19 protein-coding genes are annotated in these 25,292 nt (G+C 34.1%); 17 read left to right on the top strand and 2 right to left on the bottom strand.

Annotated elements, in window-relative coordinates:
- Window positions 1-2: 2 nt before the first annotated feature.
- The 8 genes from A9CBEGH2_RS08100 (at window position 3) to A9CBEGH2_RS08065 (ending at window position 11,684) form a co-directional block, all read left to right on the top strand.
- Window positions 3-818 (top strand): Cof-type HAD-IIB family hydrolase, encoded by an 816-nt coding sequence (locus A9CBEGH2_RS08100; RefSeq protein ID WP_163104561.1) that lies wholly within the window; start codon window positions 3-5, stop codon window positions 816-818.
- 16 nt (window positions 819-834) lie between these two features.
- A complete protein-coding gene (locus tag A9CBEGH2_RS08095; RefSeq protein WP_115716625.1) occupies window positions 835-1,692 on the top strand; it encodes an HAD family hydrolase in 858 nt (285 codons plus the stop codon).
- 299 nt (window positions 1,693-1,991) lie between these two features.
- Entirely contained in the window at window positions 1,992-3,818 is a 1,827-nt protein-coding gene (locus A9CBEGH2_RS08090) for a beta-glucoside-specific PTS transporter subunit IIABC (RefSeq protein ID WP_118277491.1), read from the top strand.
- A gap of 79 nt (window positions 3,819-3,897) precedes the next feature.
- Entirely contained in the window at window positions 3,898-5,370 is a 1,473-nt protein-coding gene (locus A9CBEGH2_RS08085; RefSeq protein WP_115716627.1) for a family 1 glycosylhydrolase, read from the top strand.
- Between the two features lie 31 nt (window positions 5,371-5,401).
- The gene (locus A9CBEGH2_RS08080; protein WP_163104559.1) at window positions 5,402-5,983 is read left to right on the top strand and encodes a histidine phosphatase family protein; all 582 of its coding nucleotides are present in this window, start codon (window positions 5,402-5,404) and stop codon (window positions 5,981-5,983) included.
- A 17-nt stretch (window positions 5,984-6,000) separates the two neighbouring features.
- Window positions 6,001-7,437: a glycoside hydrolase family 1 protein gene (locus A9CBEGH2_RS08075; protein ID WP_115716629.1), complete on the top strand. Its 1,437-nt coding sequence runs from the start codon at window positions 6,001-6,003 to the stop codon at window positions 7,435-7,437.
- 22 nt (window positions 7,438-7,459) lie between these two features.
- Window positions 7,460-8,938, top strand: coding sequence for a glycoside hydrolase family 1 protein (locus A9CBEGH2_RS08070; protein WP_163104557.1), 1,479 nt, complete (start codon window positions 7,460-7,462; stop codon window positions 8,936-8,938).
- Window positions 8,939-9,038: 100 nt separating this feature from the next.
- Entirely contained in the window at window positions 9,039-11,684 is a 2,646-nt protein-coding gene (locus A9CBEGH2_RS08065; protein WP_118361831.1) for a PRD domain-containing protein, read from the top strand.
- A gap of 25 nt (window positions 11,685-11,709) precedes the next feature.
- Here the strand turns inward: A9CBEGH2_RS08065 and A9CBEGH2_RS08060 are convergent, their stop codons facing one another.
- A complete protein-coding gene (locus tag A9CBEGH2_RS08060; protein ID WP_115716632.1) occupies window positions 11,710-12,222 on the bottom strand; it encodes a DUF3284 domain-containing protein in 513 nt (170 codons plus the stop codon).
- Window positions 12,223-12,517: 295 nt separating this feature from the next.
- On the opposite strand from A9CBEGH2_RS08060, the gene A9CBEGH2_RS08055 reads away from it, so the two are divergent.
- The 8 genes from A9CBEGH2_RS08055 to A9CBEGH2_RS08020 all read left to right on the top strand — a co-directional run bounded on the left by A9CBEGH2_RS08055 (window position 12,518) and on the right by A9CBEGH2_RS08020 (window position 22,222).
- Window positions 12,518-12,841, top strand: coding sequence for a PTS lactose/cellobiose transporter subunit IIA (locus A9CBEGH2_RS08055; protein WP_115716633.1), 324 nt, complete (start codon window positions 12,518-12,520; stop codon window positions 12,839-12,841).
- Between the two features lie 25 nt (window positions 12,842-12,866).
- Window positions 12,867-13,166, top strand: coding sequence for a PTS sugar transporter subunit IIB (locus tag A9CBEGH2_RS08050; protein WP_115716634.1), 300 nt, complete (start codon window positions 12,867-12,869; stop codon window positions 13,164-13,166).
- Between the two features lie 20 nt (window positions 13,167-13,186).
- The gene (locus A9CBEGH2_RS08045; RefSeq protein WP_163104555.1) at window positions 13,187-14,485 is read left to right on the top strand and encodes a PTS sugar transporter subunit IIC; all 1,299 of its coding nucleotides are present in this window, start codon (window positions 13,187-13,189) and stop codon (window positions 14,483-14,485) included.
- A 69-nt stretch (window positions 14,486-14,554) separates the two neighbouring features.
- Entirely contained in the window at window positions 14,555-15,952 is a 1,398-nt protein-coding gene (locus A9CBEGH2_RS08040; protein WP_163104553.1) for a 6-phospho-beta-glucosidase, read from the top strand.
- Window positions 15,953-15,964: 12 nt separating this feature from the next.
- Window positions 15,965-17,401, top strand: coding sequence for a glycoside hydrolase family 1 protein (locus A9CBEGH2_RS08035; protein ID WP_163104551.1), 1,437 nt, complete (start codon window positions 15,965-15,967; stop codon window positions 17,399-17,401).
- 15 nt (window positions 17,402-17,416) lie between these two features.
- The gene (locus A9CBEGH2_RS08030) at window positions 17,417-19,810 is read left to right on the top strand and encodes a glycoside hydrolase family 3 N-terminal domain-containing protein (RefSeq protein ID WP_115716638.1); all 2,394 of its coding nucleotides are present in this window, start codon (window positions 17,417-17,419) and stop codon (window positions 19,808-19,810) included.
- Window positions 19,811-19,822: 12 nt separating this feature from the next.
- On the top strand, window positions 19,823-21,295 hold the full coding sequence (locus A9CBEGH2_RS08025) for a glycoside hydrolase family 1 protein (RefSeq protein WP_115716639.1): 1,473 nt from the start codon (window positions 19,823-19,825) through the stop codon (window positions 21,293-21,295).
- A gap of 93 nt (window positions 21,296-21,388) precedes the next feature.
- Window positions 21,389-22,222 (top strand): Cof-type HAD-IIB family hydrolase, encoded by an 834-nt coding sequence (locus tag A9CBEGH2_RS08020; protein ID WP_115716640.1) that lies wholly within the window; start codon window positions 21,389-21,391, stop codon window positions 22,220-22,222.
- Between the two features lie 48 nt (window positions 22,223-22,270).
- Here the strand turns inward: A9CBEGH2_RS08020 and A9CBEGH2_RS08015 are convergent, their stop codons facing one another.
- The gene (locus tag A9CBEGH2_RS08015) at window positions 22,271-22,732 is read right to left on the bottom strand and encodes an Rrf2 family transcriptional regulator (RefSeq protein WP_115716641.1); all 462 of its coding nucleotides are present in this window, start codon (window positions 22,730-22,732) and stop codon (window positions 22,271-22,273) included.
- A 148-nt stretch (window positions 22,733-22,880) separates the two neighbouring features.
- On the opposite strand from A9CBEGH2_RS08015, the gene A9CBEGH2_RS08010 reads away from it, so the two are divergent.
- Window positions 22,881-25,256 (top strand): YhgE/Pip domain-containing protein, encoded by a 2,376-nt coding sequence (locus A9CBEGH2_RS08010; protein ID WP_115716642.1) that lies wholly within the window; start codon window positions 22,881-22,883, stop codon window positions 25,254-25,256.
- The last annotated feature ends 36 nt before the right edge of the window (window positions 25,257-25,292 follow it).

Here is a 25,292-nt window from a genome sequence, read left to right as displayed (position 1 = left end):
TTATGGTGATAAAAGCAATTATGTGTGATGTAGATGGAACTTTATTGAATGATGAAGGGTATGTTTCTCCATTTACGATAGAAATGATAAAAAAAGCAAAAGAACAGGGAATCTTGTTTGGTCTATGTACAGGAAGAGATGTAGATAGTGTAAAAACCTTGTTAGAAACATGGGGAGTAAACAATATAGTAGACATTATCGTAGGTACTGGCGGTGCAGAAATTTATGATTATATTTTAGGAATCGATAAATCAAATTATCCATTAGATGGAGCACTGATTCAGGACATTATAAATCATTATGAAGGAATGGATTTGAATTTTGCGATACCTTATGAAGGAATTTTATACGCTCCTAAAGATGATAAATATATTCAAATGCTATCTTATTTTGATAAGGTACCTTATAAGGTTGTAGATTTTAAAGAATTTTTAAAAGAACCGAAATCAAAAGTGATGATTGTTTGTGATGAAGGATATATGGAAAAAGTAATAGAAAAAAGTAAAACGTTCCATAATGAAAATTACAAATCTGCTTCTTTAAAAACAGCAAGTGTTCTATATGAATACATGGATTCTAGAGTTACAAAAACAAATGGATTAATAGAAGCATTAAAAATGCATGATTTATCTTTGGATGAACTTTGTGTTTTTGGGGATGCGGATAATGATTATGATATGGTAAAAAATGCTGCGATGGGTGTTGTTATGGCAAATGGTAGTGAAAAAACGAAGAGTGCAGCGAATTATATTACAGAAGATAATAATCATGATGGTGTAGGTAACTTTATTTCTAAAATCCTAGAGGGTACGTTGTAATAAAGGCTGGAAATAAATGATGATAAAATTGTTTGCGACAGATCTTGATGGAACTTTGTTGTTAAGTAAACAGCCAGGTTGTGATGAGAAGATTTATAATACTTTAAAACAAATGATCGATAAGAATTATTTGATGTGTTTTGCGACAGGAAGAAATTTACGTGAAATTGAAATGGAAGAATATTTGTGGAGATTGCCTGCGTATGTCGTTTCCATGAATGGTGCCATCATATTAGATCAAAAGCATAATCTTTTGAAAAGCTATCCTTTTTCATATGAAGTTACAAAAGCCATTTGTGAAGAATTCGCTAACTATCCTTTGGAATTTCTTGGAATGCGAGATAAATGGGTTCAACAGGATAAAGAATCTTTTGAAGCGTATGTACTAGAGAACATACCAGATAAATTTAAACAAGCGATAAATTATGAAGAAATTGCATGTACGTTTTTTTCAAAAAATATTTTTAATGCAAGTAGTGAGGAAATTGCTTCAAATAAGATTTATAAGATTGATTTTATGTGCTGTGATGATTCCATAGAAAAGATAATTAGAGAGCGATTGTTTCATTTGTTTGGGAAAGATATGTTCCATATTGCTTATGATGGCATGTCGATTGAAATAACAAGAAAAGAAGCGGATAAAGGCACGGCTTTGTTGTATTTGAGTGAATTGCTTGGAATAAAGAAGGAAGAAGTGGCAGTATTTGGGGATAGTGGCAATGATGTCACAATGTTGGCTAGTTTTCCACATTCCTATGCAATGGAAAATGCAGCAGAAAAAGCAAAAGAAAGTGCAAATCACATCATTGGAAATAATAACGATTATGCAGTTACAGCAGAAATGATGAAGATTATAAATAGAGATAATAAATAGAATAAAGAATTGAGGAAATATACACCTGAATCCATGTGAAAGAGGGTGTTTTTTAGCTTTGCAAGTTGAGTTAAAGTTAAAATGGTATTGGCTTCAAAATTTTATAAACAAAAAAACGCATGAAAGCGTTGACAAAATTAAAATAATTGATATAATAAAAACGTGAAAAACGGATAGTGATTGTTTAAGTACAAGCTAAACCTATTTATAACAGAAAAGATGAAATTACATTCTTTTTGTTGTAGATAGGTTTTTCTTTTGTCAAAAACACACTTGATTACCTAATAGGAGGAGTTAACATGGGTAAGTATGAACAATTAGCAAAAGACATTATTAAAAATGTCGGAGGTAAAGAAAATGTGTTAAGTTTAACACATTGTGTTACACGTCTACGTTTTCAGTTAAAAGATGAAGGGAAAGCAAATACAGATGTTTTGAAAAACATGGATGGTGTTGTTACTGTTATGCAGACAGCAGGACAATATCAGGTTGTTATTGGAAATCATGTTCCAGATGTATTCAAAGATGTATGTGAAGTTGCTGGAATTAGTGGTGGAGAAGGCAGTGGAGAAAAAGTAAAACGTAAATTCTCTGAAGCTGCATTGGATATCATTTCAGGAATTTTTATGCCATCTATTGGAATTCTTTGTGCAAGTGGTATTTTAAAAGGTGTAAATATAATTTTAGATATGGCTGGTCTTATTCCTGCAGCATCTGGTCTTGGACAGATTTTGGCAGGTGCAGCCGATGCAATGTTTTGGTTCTTCCCTATTATTTTAGGATTTAACGCATTTAAGAAATTAGGAGGAAATCCATATCTAGGTATGACACTTGGAGCTGCACTTTGTTATCCAGCATTACAAGGTGTAAATCTAAACGTTTTAGGATTTAACGTAAATGCGACTTATACAAGTACAATGCTTCCAATTTTGGTAATGTCATTTATTGCAGTACCAATGGAAAAATGGTTAAATAAAGTAGTACCGGATGTAGTAAAAACATTCGTAGTTCCTGCCGTTGTATTATTTGTTTGTGTTCCAGTAGGATTTTGTTTAATTGGTCCTGCAGCAAATGAAGTAGGTGCGATCATTAACAACGTTATTCAGGGAGCATATGGATTTAGTCCAATCGTTGCAGGTATTTTACTTGGTTTCTTATGGCAATTGCTTGTCATGGTAGGATGTCATGTACTTGTTGTTTTACCAATGATGATGGGGTTAATGGCTGGAGAACCTCAGCCTTTGATGGCAGTAGTTGCTTTTCCATCTTTTGTGCAGACAGGTGCAGTATTTGCGATTTGGTTAAAATCTAAAAATAAAAAATTAAAAACAATCGCATTGCCTGCTTGGATTTCTGGTATCTTTGGTGTTACAGAACCTGCTATTTATGGGGTAACTCTTCCAAATGGAAAACAGTTTATCTTAACTTGTGTTGGCGCAGGTGTCATCGGCGGTTTATCTGTATTGCTTGGTGTTTCTCAGTTTACGATGGGTGGAATGGGTGTATTTGCACTTCCTGCAATGATTGATCCTGCAAATGGAAGTGGAAGTATTATTTCAGCTGTTATTGTTGCGGTAGCTGCTATCGTTATTGGATTTATCATTGCATTTGTAACATACAAAGACAAAAAAGAAGCAGTTATCGAAAATAAAGAAGAAAAACTTGTGAAAGGAAGAGAAGTTATCTGCAGCCCAATAAATGGAAATGTACTTCCTTTATCAGAAGCAAAAGATGATGCATTTGCTCAAGGTTTATTAGGAAATGGGGTCGCAATCGATCCTGCAGATGGAAAAGTTGTATCTCCAGTAGATGGAACCGTTATGACGTTATTCCCTACAAAACATGCAATTGGACTAGTGAGTGATAATGGCGCAGAAATCTTGATTCACTTGGGAATGGATACAGTTAAATTAGATGGAAAATATTTTGAAGCACATGTAAAACAAGGTGATAAAGTTAAAAAAGGTGATGTTCTTGTAACTTGTGATGTAGAGGCTATCAAAGCAGAAGGATATTCTATGATTACACCTGTAATTGTTACAAATACAGCAGATTATTTAGATGTAGTAGAAATGGCATCAGGAACTGTGAAAGCAGGAGATGATATTATCAGCTGCTTAAACTAATTTCATATGATAAAGGTTTAATTCGGGTGTATTCTACGAATTGAACCTTTCTTTGGTTTAAAAAAGGAGGAAAAAGATTATGGCATTTAAAGAAGGATTTTTATGGGGAGGCGCAACTGCAGCCAACCAGTGTGAAGGAGCATGGAATGTAGATGGAAGAGGGCCAGCTCTAACCGATGTAACTACAGGAGGATCTGTGAATTCTCCTCGTTATGTTACGTTTGTTGATAAAGATGGAAAACCAGGAAAGATTCCAGCACATGGAGGAGTGCTTCCAGAAGGCGCAAAATATGCAGTGTTGGAAGATGAACTGTATCCAAATCATGATGGAATTGATTTTTATCATCATTATAAAGAAGATATTGCGTTGTTTGCGGAAATGGGATTTAAGACATTTCGTATGTCGATTTCATGGTCAAGGTTATATCCAAATGGGGATGAATTAGAACCAAATCCAAAAGGGATTGAATTTTACCGCAACGTATTTACAGAATTAAAAAAATATAACATTGAACCATTGGTAACAATTTGGCATTTTGATACACCGCTATACTTGGAAGAACATTATGGTGGATGGAAAAACAGAGAATTGATTACCTTCTATGAACGTTTTGCGAAAACATGCTTTACAGAGTTCAAAGGGCTTGTTAAATACTGGCTGACTTTTAATGAAATCAATAATACCGTTATGTTTTTAGACTTGTTTGGAGGAAAAGCAAGTGATGAAGCTTATCAGAATGCATACCAGCACCTGCATCATCAGTTTGTCGCAAGTGCAAGAGCAGTAAAAATTGGACATGAAATCGATCCGGAAAACCAGATAGGATGTATGATTTGTGGAATTACTTTCTATCCATTGACATCCGATCCAAAAGATATTCTTGCGAATCGTCATACATGGGAACAAAATATCTTCTACTGTGGAGATGTACAGTGCAAGGGAGAATATGGAAGCTATGCGAAACGTTTGTGGAAAGAACATAATGTAAACCTTGAAATCACAGAACAGGATGTAAAAGACTTAAAAGAAGGAACAGTAGATATCTATACATTCTCATATTATATGTCAACGATCGTTACAACACATAAAGTGGATGAAAAAGTAGGAGGAAACTTCTCAGCAGGAGCGAAAAATCCATACCTGACATATTCTGACTGGGGATGGGCACTAGATCCTGATGGATTAACTTATTATCTGGAAATGATCTATGATCGTTATCATAAACCATTGATGGTCGTAGAAAATGGACTTGGCGCATTTGATAAAGTAGAGGAAGATGGAAACATCCATGATCCATATCGAATTGAGTATTTTAGAGAACACATCAAGGCAATGGATACTGCCATTGAAAATGGAGTCGACTTGATAGGATTTACCCCATGGGGATGCATTGATTTGGTAAGTGCAGGAACCGGAGAAATGAGAAAACGTTATGGATTTATTTATGTAGATAAACATGACGATGGAACAGGAACGATGAAAAGAAGCAAAAAAGATTCTTTTGAATGGTATAAAAAAGTCATTGCCTCTAATGGAAAAGATATCGATTAAATATTCAAGTCATATATAAGGAACTAAGACAATGAAAAAAACACTATATTTAATGCGTCATGGGCAAACTTTGTTTAATGTGCGCAGAAAAATACAGGGATGGTGTGATTCCCCTTTGACACAAACAGGTATTCAGCAGGCAAAAATTGCTGGAGAATATTTTAAACGAAAGAACATTGTTTTTGATCATGCATATTCTTCAACATCAGAAAGAGCATGTGATACGCTGGAATATGTATGTGATATGCCATACCAGCGTGTGAAAGGATTAAAAGAGTGGAATTTTGGTATGTTTGAAGGGGAGAGCGAGGATCTTAATCCATCCCTTCCTTATAAAGATTTCTTTGTGACGTATGGTGGAGAAGAAGAGATTTCTTTTCGAAAACGTGTAGCAGATACATTAATGGATATTATGAAAAAGGAAGATCATCAATGTGTGCTGGCTGTTTCTCATGGGGCAAGCTGTCGTCAATTTATGCGCTATTGGGAACATACAAGTTCTGTTGATAAAAAGGGGCGTTTAGACAACTGCTGCATATTAAAATTCGAATTTGACAATAATGAATTTAAACTGGTTGAAATAATCAACCATGACTTTTCTAAGATACAATAAATCGGAGGTAAAAAATTATGAGTTTTCCAAAAGGATTTTTATGGGGTGGAGCAACCGCTGCCAACCAGTATGAAGGTGGATGGAACGAAGGAGGAAAAGGACCAAGTACTGCAGATATGTTGACAAATGGTACCCATACGACACCACGTAAGATTACACGTACATGGGAAGATGGATTGTATTATCCAAACCATATCGCAAGTGATTTCTATCATCATTATAAAGAAGACATTGCGTTGATGGGAGAAATGGGATTTAAAGTTTTCCGTATGTCTATCGCATGGTCAAGAATCTTTCCAAAAGGAATTGAAGAAGAACCAAATGAAGAAGGTCTAAGATTTTATGATGAAGTATTTGATGAACTTCATAAACAGGGAATGGAACCGCTTGTTACGATTTCTCATTATGAATCACCATTCTATCTAACAGAAAAATACAATGGATGGGCAAGCAGAGAACTTGTGGATTTGTATGTAAAATACTGTAACGTAATTTTTAACAGATATAAAGACAAGGTAAAATACTGGCTGACATTTAATGAAATCAACTGTGGTACGATGCCATTAGGTGGATATTTAGGATTGGGTATCTTGAATGAAGGAACAACTGATTTTATGAATCAGAAAGATGATCCACAGCTTCGCTTCCAGGGACTTCATCATCAGTTCATTGCCAGTGCAAAAGCAGTGAAGCTGGGACATGAAATCAATCCTGACTTTAAGATTGGATGTATGATTGCGTTTATGACAAGTTATCCATATAGCTGCAATCCAAAAGATGTATTGAAATGTCAAAAAGAAATGCAGATGGGAAACTATTACTGTGGAGATGTACAGGTACGAGGAGAATATCCATATTTTGCGAAACAGTACTGGAAAGAAAACAATATTCAAATCCAGATGGAAGAAGGAGATGAAGCACTGTTAAAAGAAGGAAAGGTAGATTTTTATAGCTTCTCCTACTATATGACAAACTGTGTTTCTACAGATCCAAATCTGGAAGGAATTGGAGGAAACTTGATTGGAGGAGTGAAGAATCCATATCTGAAGGCAAGTGACTGGGGATGGCAGATCGATCCTGATGGATTACGCTATACATTAAATGAATTGTATGCAAGATATCAGGTGCCATTGATGGTCGTAGAAAATGGATTAGGTGCCTTTGACAAGCTGGAAGAAGGAAACAAAGTGCATGACAGCTATCGCATCGATTATTTAAGAGAACATATCAAATGCATGGAAGAAGCAATTGAAGATGGAGTAGATTTGATAGGATATACTCCATGGGGATGTATTGATCTGGTATCCGCATCTACAGGAGAGATGGGAAAACGCTATGGTTTTGTATATGTAGATAGCGATGACTATGGAAATGGAAGCTTTAACAGATATAAAAAAGATTCTTTTACATGGTATAAAAAAGTTATTGCCAGCAACGGCACTGATTTAGATTAAAGAAAACAGGAGGTTTTATTATATGAGTTTTCCAAAAGGATTTTTATGGGGAGGCGCAACCGCTGCCAACCAATATGAAGGTGGATATTTAGAAGGTGGAAAAGGTTTAAGTACTGCAGATGTTGTGACTGCTGGAAGCCATACGACGCCCAGACAAATTACATGGAGAAATCCAGAAACAGGTGAAACAGGTTGTACTGGAATTGGTTTTGGGGCAGCTATGGCATTTGAGAAAGGAGCAATTCCTGATGTGATTGATGGAGCTTATTATCCAAGTCATGTCGCAACGGATTTTTATCATCACTTTAAAGAAGATATTGCGTTGATGAAAGAGATGGGGTTTAAAACTTTCCGTATGAGTATGAACTGGGCACGTATTTTCCCTAATGGAGATGATGAAACACCAAATGAAGAAGGATTAAAATTTTATGATGAAGTGTTTGATGAATGTGCAAAATATGGCATTGAGCCATTAGTTACATTGTCACATTATGAAACACCATTAAATTTAGTACACAAATATGGCGGATGGCAAAATAGAAAATGCATTGATGCTTTTGTAAAATACTCTACAACAGTAATGAAACACTACAAAGGAAAAGTAAAATACTGGTTAACATTTAATGAAATCAATATGATGAGCATGATTCCTTTCTTTGCGGGTGGATGTATGCAAAATGATGAACAGACAAAAGCACAGGGTGCTCATAATCAGTTTGTCGCAAGTGCATTAACAGTAAAAGCTGCACATGAAATCAGCGATGAAATTAAAGTTGGACAAATGCTGGCATATCAGCCAAATTATGCAATGACATGTGATCCGAATGATCAAGTGCTGGTTATGGAAAGAAATCACAGTACTTTATGGTATAGTGATGTACAAACAGGTGGGAAATATCCTAACTATAAATTAAAAGAATATGAACGAAAAGGTATCGTATTAGAAACAGAACCAGAAGATTTTGAATTATTAGAAAAATATTCTGCTGATTTCTTAAGCTTCTCTTGTTATGGATCTAGTACATTTACAACACATGATAGTGAAGCAGGTAGTGGAAATTTTGTTATGGGTGTAAAAAATCCATATTTAGAAACAAATGCCTGGGGATGGGCAACAGATCCTCACTGTTTAAGACTTGCTTGTAATACTTTGTATGATTGCTATCACAAGCCATTATGGATCGTTGAAAACGGTATAGGATGGGATGATAAAAAAGAAGCAGATGGAAGTGTACATGATACATATCGTATTGATTATTTACGTGCAAATGTAAAATCAATGGATGATGCTATCAATCTTGATGGTGTAGAACTTATGGGATATACGATGTGGGGATGTATTGACCTTGTTTCTGCTGGTACCGGTGAAATGAAGAAACGCTATGGTTTTGTTTATGTAGATCGTGATGATAAAGGAAATGGAACTTTAGAACGTTCTCGTAAAGATTCTTTCTACTGGTATAAAAAATGCATTGCCAGTGATGGTGCTGATTTAGATTAGATGTAAACCTTATAAGAATATACCTGCTTCCTGCAAGTAGGTGTATTTTTATATGACTTAAAATGTATTATACTATATGTGGAAAGGCAGGGGAGTTGGGATGAAAACAACAAAAGAAAGTTTGTTGGAGTATATTCAAAGAGAAGTTTTTACAGATAGTATCCATAAAGAAGGATTGTCAACGAATGAAATTGCAGATGCTTTTCAAATTCAAAGATCGAATGTTTCTAGTTTGTTAAACACATTAGTAAAGGAAGGAAAACTTGAAAAAACAACAGGAAGACCTGTATTGTATCGGATACCTGAAAAAAATGAAATGGAAGAAATATGTTATGGAGATAAAATTTTCATAGGTGCAAAAGGGAGTCTTGCGAATGCATTTCAAGTGGCAAAAGCTGCAATTTTATATCCAAAACGAAGTTTAAATGTTTTAATTAGTGCGAAACCAGGCTGTGGGACTACACATTTTGTTTATTCCATGTATGCCTTTGCGAAAGAAAAGAAGATCTTTACCTCTTCTGCCCCTTTTATAAAAATAAATTGTCGCCATTATCAAAAAAATATAAATGAATTAGATGCAGAAATTTTTGGTAGGGGAGTAGATAATTCTATTTCTTTAGAACATACTTTATTTTATAAAGCAAAGGGTGGAATGCTGTTTATTGATGGTGCGGAATTATTAAACGCAAAACAAATTAGCTTTTTATCCAGTTTTATAGAATCTGGGATAATCTATAGTGAAGATCGGAAGTCTTCCGTGGATTGTAAGGATGTTTTTCTTGTGTTATCGTGTAATCCAAGTGCCCTTTATCAGTTTAATCAAAGAATTCCAATGGTTATTGAACTTCCTGAATTACAAAATAGACCCTTAAAAGAAAGACTTGAACTAATTAAATATTTTTTCTCTGTTGAGGCAAATAATGCAAAGCGAAACATTGAAATTACACAAGAAGTTATGCAAGGATTGCTGCTGGCGGATTTTCCACGGAATATCAAAGAATTAGAGATGGAAATTAGGAAAGCATGTGCAACTGCTTGTGTCAGGGTCATAGAAGATGTTAATTCCAGTATAGAAGTATGTCTGCATGATTTTTCTAGTGTAGTACAAAAAAGTCTTATTAAAGTACGTACGAGGGGACAGGAAATCTTTGCATTGCTTGGTACTCAAAAGTTGTTTATCTTTGATTGTAATATGGATTATAAAAATTTAACATCGCATGAAACCAGGGACTTATATAAAGACATTCAGCTTCAATACGATGAACTGTCAAAAAGAGGAATTAATTCATCGGGAATCAAAGATGTTATTAATAATCATATATCAAATCTATTTAAGCGATACAAATGTTTTGATGGTTTAGAGGATACATATGATATAGAGCAGCTTTCAAAAATTGTAGATCCGAAATTAATAAATGCTGTTCAGAAGATATTAAATACTTGTCAGGATGAACTAAATAGAAGCTTTAAGCCAAGTGTTTTTTATGGATTATGTCTTCATATCAATTCTCTGCTTACTTTAAAGCCAGATAAAAAGCGAATTGATAATGATAAAGTTATACAAATTATTCAAGACTATCCAAGGGAATATGCAGCTAGTGTGCAGCTTGCAAAGGTATTGGAAGATAGTTTTCACTTAAAACTATCCATAGAAGAAGTCGTTATTTTAGCTATGTTTTTAATAGAGGATGAAGAGGAAGAAAATAGATGTCATCCGGTATTGTTATATATTCTGCATGGCCATGGAGTTGCGAAAGCATTGCAGGAAGTTACAAAGAATTTGATTCATTGTGAAAATGTATATAGTTATGATTTAGCACTGGAAAAAGATACAAGGCAGGCATTAGAAGAAATTCGTTCTGTAATTTTGCAGATTGACAATGGACAGGGAGTGATTGTTATCTATGATATGGGTTCTATCCAATCTATGCTGGATACAATTGCACAAGAGGAGAATGTAAAGATTCGATATATCCATGTTCCGATTACTTTGATTGGCATTGATGTAGCACGTAAATGTTTGCAGGAAGAAGATATTGATTATGTATATCATACAACAAATCTTGAATTACAAAAAATGTTTGGAGAACAAGAAAAACGAAAAGAAGTGATTGTTACTTTATGTCATACAGGGGATGGAGGAGCTTATCAATTAAAACAGTATATTGAGCAATATTCGAATTTGGGAATGAAAGTAATTGCCTTATCGATATCAAATCGAAGTGAATTGATTAAGCAAATTATGACAATTAAAAATCTATACCAAATTCATTGTTTTGTCGGTACTTATGATCCTAAATTACTTGGAATTCCTTTTATTTCAATTTCTAAAGTATTTGAAAATAAAACAGAAGATTTGGACAGAATTTTGTTGTTTGAACCTATTAAATCGAAAGATGGAATAAATTATACAGAAGTATATCAATTTTTGGAGGAACAGCTCCACTATGTATCGATTTCCAAATTAAAAAGTGTTCTTCCACAAATCATAGATGATCTTGAAGTCATGTATTCTTTGGATTCTGATCAAAAAACAGGTTTATTTGTGCATATTGCCTGTATGCTGGATAAAATATTAGAAGGTCAGAAGTTTGAAATAACGAAGGAAGACGAAAGAATCAACATGGTATATCAGGAGGATTTTAAAATAATATCTAAAATTATGAAAGAACTAGAAAAGAAATTTCATATTATTATTGACGATACACAGATAGCAACCATTATAAGAATATTAAAACGTATATAAGAAAAGGACAGGAATAATTATGTAGTTAGTCTTCCTGTCCTTTTTCATTTAATTTTTTTTCTAATGTTTTTCGTAATCCTTTGAAGGATTCCATTTGTTTTTGATTAACAGGTGAAATTCCTTCTTTTTTGTTTACAATGTCATTTCGTATGCCATAGAGTGTATTTGACATACGTCCAAAAGAAATCCAGTCATGAAAGGTTCTAGAAACAATATTTTTTTTATCACGTACGCTGTCATAAGAATCTACATATTCTTCAAATGTTATTTGTAACCCCTCTTTCGTCTCTTTTGTCTGATACGTAATCGTGATAAAATCCGTCCTTGATTTTACAGTTGCAGAATAGATCTCATGGCGTTTATAGTCGTTGATGGTAATCGTCGTATAAGCGTCTTTCTTGTCGTATCTAAATCCTTTTTTAATTTCTTTTGCCTTCACTTTTTTTCCAGTAGTTTGCTGAATATCTTGAAGAAGTTTTTCTTCTAAATAGTCATAAAACTCATCGGATGTGATTTTAAAATTTCTTATTAACTTCATGTCTGTATTATATCATGAAGATGGAAACTTGTATCAAATGAAGGTGGTTTTATACGGATTATAAGAAATGACATACGCAAGCGTGATTATTTAAACACTAAGCTTTTTTTTGAAGGGAAAATCTATACACTAGATAAATGTATACTGTGAATTTGCATGTTTTCTAGTATAGCTAGTGTATACACAAAGTTTTAGTGTATACACTATGCATGATTCACTAATGAAAGCGCTTTGACACATAAACGATTGTGGTATAAAGTTACAGTGCAAACAGGTTAAGGAAGGAAGTGAAAGGATGGAAGAAGAAAAAAAATCAATAGATGAAATTTCATTTGGTATCATTGCCAATGCTGGAGATGCAAGATCATACGCATTTCAGGCTTTGGATGCAGCTAAGTCTGGAAACTTTGATGAAGCAGAAGAATTGTTGAAAAAATCAGAAGAAGCATCAACACTTGCTCACAAAGCACAAACGGATTTGTTGTTTGATGAAGTAAATGGAAATCCAACCCCAGTGAATGTACTTCTTGTTCACTCTCAGGACCATCTAATGACAAGCATGCTCGCTACAGAGCTAATTAAAGAATTAATCATAATGTATAAAAAAGAAGCAAAATAATTTAAAAAATAAGGAGGAAAAGAAAATGAAAATTTTACTAGTTTGTGCCGGAGGTATGTCTACAGGATTGTTAATGAAAAAGATGGAAGCTTACTGGAAAGAAAGAGGGGAAGATAATTCTATTAATGCAGTTGGTTTAAGTGAATATGCTAACGTATATCAGGATTATGATATTATCATGACAGGGCCACAGGTAAGTTATCGTTTAAAACAAATTAAAGAAGATACAGGTTTACCATGTGAAGGAATCCCTTCTTTCGATTATGCTGTCGGAAATTGTGAAAATATCATGAAGATTGCAAATAAACTATACGCAGAAAAATAAAATTATAGGAGGGAAAAAGAATGGATGGAATCTTTAATAGTCCTGTGATGATAAAATTACAGGAATTTGGACAAAAGTTAGGATCAAATAAGTTTTTATCAGCTTTACAAGGTGCAATGATGTCTTGTATGGCGCCAATCATGGTTGGTGCCATCTTCTCAATTATTTGTGCCGTAGGACCAATGGTTGGTTTGTTTGAAAATGGAGATGCAATTTATAATATTTTATATGCTCCTTATCACTTCACAATGGATTTGTTATCTCTGTGGATCGTTCTTATCATGGGATATCAATATGGAAAAGCTATTGGTTTGAAATCTCCAGTTATGTCTGCTGTACAAACAACCATCGTATTTACTTTGATTGCCTGTACATGGGGTGTCAATGAGGCTGGTGCTAGTGTTATTGATGTAACTTACTTGGGATCATCAGGAATGTTCATTGGTTTCTTATGTGTATTTGTTGTATGTCAGATTGAAAAATTCTGTATTGCACACAACATTCGTGTAAAAATGCCAGATGTATGTCCACCATCACTGGTTAATGGATTTACTGCAATTCTTCCTTTGGCATTTGCATTGATTCCAATGTATGCTTTACAAATCATTATTCAAACAGCAACTGGCGGTGCCTTTGGTATTTGTTCTGGATTTATGGCAATTTTAGCTGCACCATTAAATGCTTTAACTTCTGTATCAGGAATGTTCGTCATTTGTGGATTTGCTGGTTTGTTATGGTGTTTTGGGATTCATGGAACAATGATTCTTATGTCTGTGTTAATGCCATTGATGATGCAGGCTTTATCTGCAAATGCTGCAGCGTATGCACAAGGTGGTATTGAAGCATTGACATTCTATCCAGTATCTTTATTTGGTGCGATGGCACTTTGTGGAGGAACAGGTAATACACTTCCTTTGGCAATCTTTGGTTTAAAAGCAAAATCTGAACAAATTAGAGCGGTTTCAAAAATTGCTTTGGTTCCAGGCTGGTTTGGTATCAATGAACCAATGACATTCGGTATGCCTATTATGTATAATCCTATCTTATGTATTCCTTATGTACTAGCAATTCTAGTAGTTATGTTATGTACATTAATCGGATATCAGACTGGATGGCTAATTCCTGCATTCGTACCAATTATGACATTGATGCCAATGGGATTTGCACAATTCTTTGGAACATTACGTTGGCAAAATGCAATCTGGGATTATTTAATGTTAATTCCTGCTGGAATTGTATGGTATCCATTCTTTAAAGTTTATGATAATCAGCTATATAAGAAAGAACAGGAAACAAAAGCAGCAGAAAATCAGGCTTAATAAAATAAACGGAGGAGGGGGTTGATTTATCAATCCTTTCCTTTTTTAGATAGAAGAAGGAGAAATTTTATGTCCGAAAAGAAACCAATAAAAATTGTTACAATTGGAGGAGGTAGCAGTTATACTCCAGAATTAATGGAAGGTTTTATTAAACGTTATGAAGAACTTCCGATTAAAGAAATATGGTTAGTAGATATTGAAGATGGAAAAGAAAAACTAGAAATTGTAGGAAAGATGGCACAGCGTATGTGGGATGCTTCTCCTTATGATGTAAAAGTGTATTTAACACTAAATCGAAGAGAAGCATTAAAAGATGCTGATTTTGTCACAACTCAATTTCGTGTAGGTTTATTAAATGCCAGAATTAAAGATGAACGTATTCCATTCTCTTATGGTTTGTTAGGACAGGAAACGAATGGGGCTGGAGGGATTTTTAAAGCTTTTCGAACGATTCCTGTTATCTTATCTATAGTAGAAGATATGAAGGAATTATGTCCAAATGCATGGCTTATCAACTTTACAAACCCAAGTGGTATGGTAAGTGAATCTGTCATGCGTTATGGAAAATGGGACAAAGTAATTGGTTTATGCAATGTTCCAATAGCTTCTATGATGGCAGAACCAGCTACTATTGGAAAAACATTAGATCAGTTAACTTATCGATTTGCCGGTTTAAATCATTTCCATTGGCATAAAGTATACGATGAATGTGGAAAAGAGGTAACTCAGGATATAATTGATGCGATATATAGTGGAAAAGATACAGGAGTACCTGAAAACATTCATAAACTTCCTTTGTTTAAAGAACAATATGATGCGATGAAGATGCTGGCTTGTGGATATCACAATTATTACTATCGACAAGAAGAAATGTTAAAGCATGGTTTAGAGGAATATCATGGAGTTGGTACAAGAGGACAGCAGGTAAAGAAAACAGAAGAAGAATTGTTTGAATTATATAAAGATCCTGCTTTAGATCATAAACCAGAACAGTTGGCAAAACGTGGTGGTGCACATTATTCAGATGCAGCTTGTGAAACAATAGCTTCTATTTATTCCAATGCGAATCGTCATATTGTTGTAACAACAAGAAATAATGGTGCAATTCCTGATTTACCAAGTGATTGTGCAGTTGAAGTTTCTTCTTTTGTTGGGGCTACAGGAGCCAAAGCAATTGCTTTTGGACCTTTACATCCAGCTGAAAGAGGATGGCTGCAATGTATGAAAAATATGGAATTATGCGTAGAAGAAGCTGCTGTAACAGGGGATTATGGTATGGCACTACAGGCGTTCTTTTTGAATCCACAAATTCCATCAGGAGAAACAGCGAAACGAGTTTTAGATGAATTGTTGATTGCACACAAGAAATATTTACCACGATTTAAGAAAAAGATTGAAGAGTTAGAAAAAGAAGGTGTAACGATCAAAGACGACGTTGCAAGAGAGCTTACAGAGCAAGGATTGTAAAGGAGAATATCAATGGCAAAATTTCCAGAAAATTTTTTATGGGGTGCAAGTTCTAGTAGTGCACAAATAGAAGGAGGATATGATGAAGGAGGAAGAGGATTATCCATTTGGGATGTAAAACCTTTGAATAAAGGAACTTGTTCTTTCCACTATGCTTCTGATTTTTATCATCATTACAAAGAAGATATTGCGTTAATGGCAGAAATGGGATTTAAAGCATATCGTATGTCTATTTCCTGGTCACGTATTTTACCAAAAGGAGAAGGAGAAATTAATAAAGAAGGTATTGCCTTTTACAAAGATGTATTTAAAGAATGTCACAAATATGGTATTGAACCTGTTGTTATAATTTTCCACTTTGATTTGCCTTTGGCATTAGAAGAAAAATATGGAAGCTGGAGAGATCGACGTATGATGGATGCTTACGTCAACTATTGCAAAGTATTGTTTGAAAACTTCAAAGATGATGTTAACTACTGGTTAACTTATAATGAACAAAATATGCTGATTTTCTTTGGTGCAGTAGATATGATGGGGGGAACATTTAAAAGGAACGATTTGAATGATTTGTATAATCAGGCACATATTCAAATCGTTGTACAGGCAAAAGCTATTCATTTATGTCATGAAATGTGTCCACATGCGAAAATTGGACCAGCTCCTAATATTACAACAGCTTATCCAAAAACTTGTGATCCGAAAGATCAGATAGCTGCTTATAACATGGATGATTTAAGAAATAATTTTTATTTGGATCCATTAGTGTTTGGTACTTATCCAAAAAGTGTCAATACCTATTTTGAAAATCATCATATCAAATTAGAAATTGAAGATGGGGATATGGAACTTTTACGTAGTTGTCATCCTGATTTTATAGGATTTAACTGTTATGGAAATGATACAGTAGAAGTTTTAGATTTTTATGAGATGGATTATGGCATTTTTGAGGGTGCAGATAATCGTGACTTAAGTTATTTAAAAGCATTGATGGATAAACCTGGTGTTGGTAAAAGTGTAGAAAATGATAAGTTTCCAAAAGGAGAAGATGGACATTCTTTTGATCCATACTGTATTCGTGTAACTGCAAGACGTTTAAGTGATCGTTATCATTTACCACTTATTATTACAGAAAATGGTTATGGTAGAGCGGATACTTTGGAAGATGATGGTACTATTCATGATTCTTATCGTATTGAACATTTAAAAGAAACGATAAAACAGATGAAGCTAGGTATTGAAGAAGGAGCAGATATTTTTGGGTATTGTCCATGGAGTGCTGTTGACTTAGTTTCCACACGTGAAGGAATTACAAAGCGTTATGGATTTATTTATGTCGATCGTGATGAAGATGATGAAAAAGCAAAAACAGCCGAAATGAAACGATATCGAAAAGATAGTTTTTACTGGTATAAGAAAGTCATTTCCTCAAATGGAGAGGATTTAGATTAATATAGGAGGTGTCTTATGAAAGAACCAAGTCAAAGAGTTAAAGATATTTTAGCAAATATGAGCATAGAACAAAAAGCAGCACAATTATCTTGTGTAATACCATCTTTAGTTTTAGAAAAAGGGGAATTTAAAGAGGAGAGAGCATTAAAAGAAATGCCTTTTGGTGTTGGACGTATGACACAATTTGCATCTGGTTTTACACAAGGACCTGTACAGGCAGCAACTGGTTATAATGCGATACAAAAATATATGATAGAAAAAACAGGGTTACCTGCGATTATTCAAAATGAAAGTTCTTCTGGAACGGTTGCGGCACAAGGAACGATATTTCCAGTTCCTATTGCATTAGCAAGCAGTTTTGAACCAAAATTATCCTATGAAATGGGAAAAGTCATTGCGGATGAAGGAAAGGCTATTGGTGTTCATGCGATGATGTCACCAGTTGCGGATGTAAGTCGTGATGCCAGATGGGGTAGAGTTGATGAAACTTTTGGGGAAGATCCACTTGTTTGTGCACGTTTTACAAGTGAAGAAGTAAGAGGAATACAAGGAGAAGATTATACTTCAAGATGTGCAGCTTTAGCAAAACATTGGGTTGGATATGGAGCATCCGAAGGTGGAATTAACTGTGCTACGATCAATATAGGAAAGAAAGAATTATTTGAAGTATATGCCACCCCATTCGCTGCGGCTATTAAAGAAAATGACATGCAAAGTATAATGGTTACTTACAGTGAAATTGATGGCAGACCAATGTCAGTAAATGAGGAATATACACAAAAGGTATTAAGAGAAGATTTAGGTTTTAATGGAATTGCAGTATGTGATGGAATGTCTATCCCTCGTGTCTTTGAAACACAGGGAATGTTTGCTTCTAGAGAAGAATTGGCAGCTGCTGCATTAAAAGCAGGTATTGATGCAGATACAATGTTTACAACAGTGTATAACCATATTAGTGAAGGTGTAAAAAAAGGATGTATCAATGAAGAAGATTTAGATGCCGCTGTTTTAAGAACTCTGCAATTTAGAGAGGAAATGGGACTTTTGGATAATCCTTATGTTGATCCTCAAAAAGCACAGGAAGTATATGATGATCCTAAAGCAGATAAATTAAGTGAAGAAATTGCACAAAAAGCAATTACATTGTTAAAAAATGATGGTATCTTGCCATTAAAAAATACGTATAAGAAAATTGCAGTTATTGGACCATTTGCAAATAAACTTTCTTCCTTTTTTGGAGGTTATGCATATCCAGCTATGATGGGTTCTTTTTTGGAAATGTGTGTAGATCCATCTGTTGCGGTAAAAATGGAAGGATTTCAAGAAATTGCGGAAAAAATGTTTGATATTGAAAGTATGAAGCAAAAAATGTATAAAGATCCATCCAAATCTTTTGCGGAAAATTTTGATAACTATTTAAAAGAAGAATTAGGTACGCAGTCATTAACAGAAGCTTTGCAGCAGGAATGTAAAGATATTACATTCGTTAGTTATGGAGAAAGTTTAAATACTGAGAATTATAAAGCATGTATTGAAAAAGCTTTAGAGGTTGCCAAAGATGCCGATGCAGTTATTCTTGCTTTAGGTGAGGTTACAGGGCAAGGAAAGGATGCAACAAGTGGAGAAGGTGTAAATAATCCAGATTTATCTTTACCATTCCATCAACAAGAACTTGTTGAAGCCATTCATTCCATTCATAAACCATCTGTATTGGTTTTATTTAATGGACGTCCTTTAGCACTTGGTGAAACAGAGCCACTAGTCAATGCCATCGTAGAAGCTTGGTATCCTGGACCATCTGGTGGAAAACCAGTTGCGAAAGTTCTATCAGGTGCATTTAATCCACAAGGACATCTTCCTGTTACATTCCCTAGAATGAGTGCGCAATGTCCAATTTATTATGGTCATAAAACAGGAAGTGGGTACATGAACATTCATCAAGAACCAGATGCTAGTGTTATGCAGCCATTATATCCATTTGGATATGGCTTAAGCTATACTACATTTAAAATCAGTAATTTAAAACATGAAAAAGAGGTAGAAATTGGTGATAGTTTTAAAGTAAGTATAGATATTACGAACACTGGTACGATTGCTGGTAGTGATGTTGTACAGGTTTATACACATTCTATGGCTCCAACAATAAATCGTCCAATTAAAGAACTTAGAGGATTTAAAAATGTATATTTAAATCCTAAAGAAACAAAAACAATTGAATTTGAATTTGATACACATCAGTTTGGATACTACAATGCATTAGAGCAGTTTGTAATAGAAAATCGTCCACAAGAAATTTTTGTAGGTGATAATTCATCTGTAATACAGGAAAAAGGACGTATTGAATTTAAGGGAAAGACAAAAGAAATACTACACGAAAGAGTGTTTGATTTTAAAGTTGTTGAAAAATAGGAGGAAGTTAGTATGGCATTTAAAGAAGGATTTTTATGGGGAGGGGCGACAGCTGCCAACCAGTATGAAGGAGCATGGAATATTGGAAATAAAGGAGTAAGCAGTGCAGATTGCTGTACACGTGGTTCCAGAAGTGAACCAAGAAAAGTAACGTATATGACCAAAGAAGGAGAAATCAAAGCGGATGTCATGTTTGGCTTAGATGCACCAGAAGGGGCACAATTTGGTTGCTTTGAAGGGTATGATTATCCAAGTCATGAGGCAAGTGATTTCTATCATCACTATAAAGAAGATATTGCTTTGATGGCAGAAATGGGATTTAAGACATTTCGTATGTCTATTAACTGGACAAGAATTTATCCTTTAGGTTATGAAGAAGAACCAAATGAAGAGGGATTAAAATTTTATGATGATGTTTTTGATGAATGTTTAAAATATGGAATCAAACCACTGGTAACTTTATCACATTATGAAACACCGGTAGGATTAACAAATAAATGGGGTTCTTGGGCAGATGCCAGAACGATTGATTGCTTTGCGCGTTATGTAGAAACAGTTGGAAACCGTTATAAAGGAAAAGTAGAATATTGGTTGACTTTTAACGAAATTAACTGTTTAGAGTTTGGTGGTTGGATGGCTGCTGGTGTAGCAAGTCGTGATCCTCAAAAGATTGCAGATGCAGGAAAACATCAGTTATTGGCAAGTGCGAAAGCTGTACAGATTTTACATGAAATTGATGAAAATAATAAAGTAGGAAATATGATTGGTTATGGAATGATTTATCCATATACATGTAATCCAAAAGATGTATTTCAAACTTGGGAAAAATTTAAGGGAAGTTATTTCTATTGTGATGTGCAGGCTAGAGGATATTATCCATCTTATAAATTAAAAGAATATGAACAAAAGGGTATTCAATTTTCTTTGACAAAAGAAGAAAAAGAATTGTTGAAAAATGGAACGGTTGATTTTATAAGTTTCTCATATTATATGTCTAATTGTACTTCAACTGATCCAAAAGTACTGGCAGATCAAGGTGGAAATATGATGTTTGGGGTCAAAAATCCATATCTGAAGGCAAGTGATTGGGGATGGCAGATTGATCCAATTGGATTACGATTGTCTTTAAATTACATGTATGATCGTTATCAAAAGCCTTTGATGGTAGTAGAAAATGGTTTAGGAGCACAGGATGTCCTGGAAGCTAATGGAGAAATTCATGATTCTTATCGTATTGATTATTTACGTGATCATATTCAGGCAATGCATGATGCGGTTAGCTTGGATGGTGTTGAGTTATGGGGATTTACACCATGGGGATGTATTGATTTAGTATCTGCATCAACTGGAGAAATGCATAAACGTTATGGTTTTGTTTATGTAGATTATCAGGATGATGGAACAGGAAACGGAAATCGTATTCGTAAAGATTCTTTCTACTGGTATAAAAAGGTCATTGCCAGCAATGGGGAAGATTTAAAGTAATATCATAAAATACCGTGGTAATTGTAGCGATTATCACGTTTTTTTTAATCAAAATTATGTTATAGTATAAAAATAGTAGTATAGGAGAAAAATATGGCGATAAAAGTAATTATTATGGATGTAGATGGTACCTTAACCAATAGTAAAAAGCAAATCACACCAAAAACAAAAGAAATGCTGATTGCAGCACAAAACAAGGGAATCAAACTGGTACTGGCTTCAGGAAGACCAGTTAGTGGTTTAATAGGATTGGCGAAAGAGCTGGAAATGGAAAAACATCATGGACTATTGGTTTCTTTTAATGGTTCCAAAGTTGTTGATTGTCAAACAAAGGAAGTTTTATTTAATCAGACAATGCGAATCGAAGATGCTAGGGAAGTTTTAGAACATATGAAAAACTTTAAGGTATATCCTATGATTGATAAAGGAAACTATTTGTTTGTAAATGACGTATATAAAGGTATGATTACTTATCAAAATGAAAAGATTGATATTATTCAATATGAAGCACGTGGTGGAAATTTTAAACTTTGTGAAATAGAAGATTTATCTTCTTTTGTAGATTTTCCTCTAAATAAAATCTTAACAGCAGGAGATCCAGAGTATTTAAATGAACATTATCAGGATATGATGGAACCATTTAAAGAACGTTTAAACTGTATGTTTACTGCGCCATTTTATTTTGAGTTTACTGCAAAGGGAATCGATAAAGCCAAAGCATTGGATTCTGTTTTAAAACCTATGGGATTTCAACAGGAAGAAATGGTTGCCTTTGGTGATGGGGATAATGATGCGACTATGCTTTCCTATGCGGGTATTGGAGTAGCTATGGACAATGCACAGGATTCCTTAAAGAAAATTGCGGATAAAATAACGTTATCAAATGAGGAAGATGGCATTGCGGTAATGCTGGAAACATTGTTGTAGAAAACGCATATTAAAAAAGAGGGATTTTCCTCTTCTTTAATATGTGTTTTATTTTAAAACGCTATCAACATGAACTGTTTCTTTTTCTACTTTATGTGCTACTTTAATAATGCGCTCTAATGTAATCTCTTTTAGTTTTGAACGATATTGTTCTTCTGCGTTATTCAAATATTCCATAAAGACATTTTCTGTTTCTGCGACTTTTATAGAAGAATCAAATACTTTATCCATTAAATGTGTTGTTTCAATAAAGTTTTCTTTTCCTTCGATGGCATCAAAAATATCTAAAAAGGAAATATCCTTTGTTTCTCTGTTTAATACAAATCCTCCACGTTTACTAGCTTTTGAAGTAATTAAGCCAGATACAACAAGTTGTCTGGTTATTTTTTTTAAATAAGAATCAGAAACTTTTAAGATTTCACTTAACTGGTGGCTTTTTAAAGGACCATCACTGGATGCTATTAATAATAATATACAGATAGCTTGTTCAAAACTATGTCTAATTTTCATACGTATTACCCCTTTAACTTTATTTTAACAAATAATGAACTATTTGTGTTTAAAATTGTTGACAATCATACAAATATTACTATAATTATTCGTAGATATTTAATATCTATAGATATTTAATATCTATAAAATAGGAAGAAGGTTATTTATGATTAAAAAAGAATGGAAGGAGTTATTGCACAGCAAATGGTTAAAAATCGTTATGATTGCGATTCTTATCATACCATGTGCATATGTTTGTATTTTTCTTGGTTCTATGTGGGATCCTTATGGAAATACAAAAGATATTCCAGTTGCAGTTGTAAATCATGATCAAAAAGTTTTTTACGAAAATGAGATGCTGGATGTAGGAAATGATTTGGTTAAAAATTTAGAAGACAGCGATGCAATGAAGTTTCAATGCGTTGATGAAGAAGAAGCTGAAAAAGGATTGGAAGATGGAAAGTATTATATGATCATTACGATTCCAAAGGATTTTTCTTCCAATGCGACTACTTTATTAGATAAAAAACCTAAGAATATGGTTTTACAATATACAACAAATCCAGGAACAAACTATATTGCATCCAAGATGGATGATTCTGCGATTTCTCAAATCAAAGAAGAAGTATCTTCTCAGGTAACAAAAACGTATGCAAAGACGATTTTTGAGCAGATAGGAACTGTTTCTAATGGATTAAAAGAGGCAGCAGATGGCAGTCATAAGTTACTGGATGGAGTAAATCAGTTAAGTGATGGAAACAAAGAGATTTCTGATAACTTAAATGTACTAGCATCTAGTTCACTTACTTTTAAAGATGGAGCAAACACATTAGAAGTAGGTTTAAAAGACTATACTGATGGTGTATTAAGTGTGCATGATGGTATTACAACATTAAAAGATGGGGTAACTACTTTAAAGGAAGCTACTCCACAATTATCACAAGGAATTCAACAATTGGATGAAGGCTCTAGTGAATTAGCGAATGGGGTAAGTCAATATACAGAAGGTGTATCACAGGCTTATGCTGGTACGCAGGAATTAGTAAAAAACAATGCAGTTCTTAAAGAAGGGACAAAATCATTATCTGAGGGGACAAAATCTCTTGTGGCTGGAAATGAACAAATCGTACAAGGGGTTAATTTACTATCAGAAGAAATATCAAAAGGTAAAGTAAGTTTAGATAGTTATCTTGCTTTATATGAAGAGTTAAACAGTAATGCAGAAACAAAAAAGTTTGCAGAAATATTAAAAGAAAATGGATTAAAAAAAGAACAACTGGCACAATTCGGTATTCATGTGGAAAGTGATTTACCTTCTTTTGAAGGAATGTTAAAAATGTTAGATGGAAATTTAGCACAATTACAAACAGCTGTTGGTGATCAGGGACTTCGTACAGGTGTTTTAACACTGCAAAATGGGTTAACACAGCTGGATAGCAAAGTAAATGATGAAAACTTAGGTCTTGTTACTGGACTAAATCGTTATATAGCAGGTGTTGAACAAGTGAATAATGGATTGGCACAGATAACACAAAACAATGATCGTTTGAATGCGGGAAGTAAACAGCTGGCAGCAGGAACAAAGAGTCTTTCTAATAAGACACCAGTATTAATCGATGGAATTTCACAGCTTCACCAGGGAACGAATCAATTGTTTGATGGAACATCCACTTTGGTAGCGAATAATCAAACGTTAACGAATGGTTCAAAAGAATTAGCAAAAGGAGCAAACTTGATACAAGATGGTGCTTCTCTGCTTGCCAATGGTTCTATGACTTTAGGGGATGGATTAAAAGAGGCAAAAGAAGGAACTACAACCCTTCATACAGGTTTACAAGATGGGGCAAAAGAAAGTAATATTCAAACAAGTGATGATACATTTACAATGATGTCAGCTCCATTAACGACCAAACATGTGGAAACTAGTGTTGTGAAAAATAATGGACATGCGATGGCACCTTATATGATGAGTGTTGCTTTATATGTTGCATGTATGGCATTTGTATTGATGTTCCCTTTAATGAAACATGTAGAAGATGCGAAAAATGGATTTACGTATTGGTTAGGAAAAGCATCTGTATGGTTTGTTATTTCTACATTAGCTGCAGTAGCAATGGTTGGATCTTTGATGCTTATCAATGGTTTCGCTCCTGAAAATATAGGAGAAACGTTTATGTTTGCTGTTTTAGTAAGTGCAGCATTTATGGCACTTATTACCTTATTAAGCATTACATGTGGAAAAATTGGAGAATTTGTACTTTTGATTTACATGATCATTAATTTAGGTGGTTCAGCTGGAACGTATCCATTAGAAACATCTACATCACTTTTCCATACGATTCATCCATTTGTACCATTCACCTATAGTGTAAATGGTTTTAGAAAAGTAATCAGTATGTCAAATGCTTCTCTTTCAACAGAATGTATGGTGTTTGCAGGTATTCTTATAGTATGCAGTATTCTTACAATACTTATATATCAATATAGAAATAAAAAACCACAGCCATTTCTTCCACAGGCATTTGAACATGTAAATGAATAAAACGAAAAAACCACTTTGTTTGCTATGATAAAGTGG

Origin of the sequence: Amedibacterium intestinale, from assembly GCF_010537335.1 — a bacterium.
Classification (GTDB): domain Bacteria; phylum Bacillota_I; class Bacilli_A; order Erysipelotrichales; family Erysipelotrichaceae; genus Amedibacterium; species Amedibacterium intestinale.
The sequence above is the reverse complement of the archived record's forward strand: the minus strand, read 5'-3'. Positions and strand labels throughout refer to the sequence as shown.

What these genes read in the sequence shown, in the direction of transcription:
- A9CBEGH2_RS08050 (WP_115716634.1), top strand. Translation starts at nt 12,867, where the DNA reads ATGAAAATTTTACTAGTTTGTGCCGGAGGTATGTCTACAGGATTGTTA.
- A9CBEGH2_RS08030 (WP_115716638.1), top strand. Translation starts at nt 17,417, where the DNA reads ATGAAAGAACCAAGTCAAAGAGTTAAAGATATTTTAGCAAATATGAGC.
- A9CBEGH2_RS08025 (WP_115716639.1), top strand. Translation starts at nt 19,823, where the DNA reads ATGGCATTTAAAGAAGGATTTTTATGGGGAGGGGCGACAGCTGCCAAC.
- A9CBEGH2_RS08080 (WP_163104559.1), top strand. Translation starts at nt 5,402, where the DNA reads ATGAAAAAAACACTATATTTAATGCGTCATGGGCAAACTTTGTTTAAT.
- A9CBEGH2_RS08075 (WP_115716629.1), top strand. Translation starts at nt 6,001, where the DNA reads ATGAGTTTTCCAAAAGGATTTTTATGGGGTGGAGCAACCGCTGCCAAC.
- A9CBEGH2_RS08035 (WP_163104551.1), top strand. Translation starts at nt 15,965, where the DNA reads ATGGCAAAATTTCCAGAAAATTTTTTATGGGGTGCAAGTTCTAGTAGT.
- A9CBEGH2_RS08020 (WP_115716640.1), top strand. Translation starts at nt 21,389, where the DNA reads ATGGCGATAAAAGTAATTATTATGGATGTAGATGGTACCTTAACCAAT.
- A9CBEGH2_RS08095 (WP_115716625.1), top strand. Translation starts at nt 835, where the DNA reads ATGATGATAAAATTGTTTGCGACAGATCTTGATGGAACTTTGTTGTTA.
- A9CBEGH2_RS08055 (WP_115716633.1), top strand. Translation starts at nt 12,518, where the DNA reads ATGGAAGAAGAAAAAAAATCAATAGATGAAATTTCATTTGGTATCATT.
- A9CBEGH2_RS08070 (WP_163104557.1), top strand. Translation starts at nt 7,460, where the DNA reads ATGAGTTTTCCAAAAGGATTTTTATGGGGAGGCGCAACCGCTGCCAAC.
- A9CBEGH2_RS08090 (WP_118277491.1), top strand. Translation starts at nt 1,992, where the DNA reads ATGGGTAAGTATGAACAATTAGCAAAAGACATTATTAAAAATGTCGGA.
- A9CBEGH2_RS08060 (WP_115716632.1), bottom strand. Translation starts at nt 12,222, where the DNA reads ATGAAGTTAATAAGAAATTTTAAAATCACATCCGATGAGTTTTATGAC.
- A9CBEGH2_RS08040 (WP_163104553.1), top strand. Translation starts at nt 14,555, where the DNA reads ATGTCCGAAAAGAAACCAATAAAAATTGTTACAATTGGAGGAGGTAGC.
- A9CBEGH2_RS08065 (WP_118361831.1), top strand. Translation starts at nt 9,039, where the DNA reads ATGAAAACAACAAAAGAAAGTTTGTTGGAGTATATTCAAAGAGAAGTT.
- A9CBEGH2_RS08015 (WP_115716641.1), bottom strand. Translation starts at nt 22,732, where the DNA reads ATGAAAATTAGACATAGTTTTGAACAAGCTATCTGTATATTATTATTA.
- A9CBEGH2_RS08100 (WP_163104561.1), top strand. Translation starts at nt 3, where the DNA reads ATGGTGATAAAAGCAATTATGTGTGATGTAGATGGAACTTTATTGAAT.
- A9CBEGH2_RS08010 (WP_115716642.1), top strand. Translation starts at nt 22,881, where the DNA reads ATGATTAAAAAAGAATGGAAGGAGTTATTGCACAGCAAATGGTTAAAA.
- A9CBEGH2_RS08085 (WP_115716627.1), top strand. Translation starts at nt 3,898, where the DNA reads ATGGCATTTAAAGAAGGATTTTTATGGGGAGGCGCAACTGCAGCCAAC.
- A9CBEGH2_RS08045 (WP_163104555.1), top strand. Translation starts at nt 13,187, where the DNA reads ATGGATGGAATCTTTAATAGTCCTGTGATGATAAAATTACAGGAATTT.